This is a genomic window from Streptomyces botrytidirepellens, assembly GCF_003721215.1.
Classification (GTDB): domain Bacteria; phylum Actinomycetota; class Actinomycetes; order Streptomycetales; family Streptomycetaceae; genus Streptomyces; species Streptomyces himastatinicus.
The window spans coordinates 1-630 of the sequence record NZ_RIBZ01000365.1; the positions used below are offsets into that span (position 1 = coordinate 1).

At 69.8% G+C, this 630-nt stretch carries 1 protein-coding gene; it reads left to right on the plus strand.

Features of this window, described 5'->3' with window-relative positions:
* Positions 1–177 precede the first annotated feature (177 nt).
* Positions 178–432 carry a hypothetical protein gene (locus EEJ42_RS30995; protein ID WP_123105187.1) on the plus strand — a complete coding sequence of 85 codons (255 nt, stop codon included), beginning with the start codon at positions 178–180 and terminating at the stop codon, positions 430–432.
* The last annotated feature ends 198 nt before the right edge of the window (positions 433–630 follow it).

Here is a 630-nt window from a genome sequence, read left to right on the forward strand (position 1 = left end):
CACGCCCCGCCACCGGCCCCCTGCCCTCGGGTCGCCGCTCAGCCCGACGCCGCCAGAGGGGGGCCGGGGTGTGCCCAGCCCGCTTGTTGCCTGCCTAGCCCCCGCACGCTTGACCGTGTGGCGCGTCGTGGTGCCGTGCCCGGCATCACCCCGCCCCGTCATCAGGAGGAGTTTCCGTTGGAGAGCAACGAGTCGATCGAGATGCCGGTGAGTCATGAGGAGCTTCGCATCGCGATGTCGGAGCTATACAACAGCGGCCACTTCGAACTGGTCGCCGACAACGGCGCCCGCGTCCTTCTGGTCGACAAGGATCGTGAGCAACGCGATGAGTGCGACGAATGCGGGCACGTGATCCCGGCCGTGGAAGGCGGCGAGCTCGCCAATAAGCATCATGCCGAGTCGTGCTCGCTCTACGACGCAGCCAATGAGTGACAACAGCCTCGCTAGGTGCGGTAGGAGCGTTGCAAACGGGGCGGGTCCTCGTGTTCGTCGCCACCCGGACCCGCCGCTCCAAGACCCATGGGCCCGCGTCGTCCCGTACCTCGCCCTGTTCACCATCACCAGCTGAACCGGCCCCGTGTCGCCCCGCCCCGGCCGGGGGCCGCGGGCCCCCGGCGCTCCGGCCCGGGG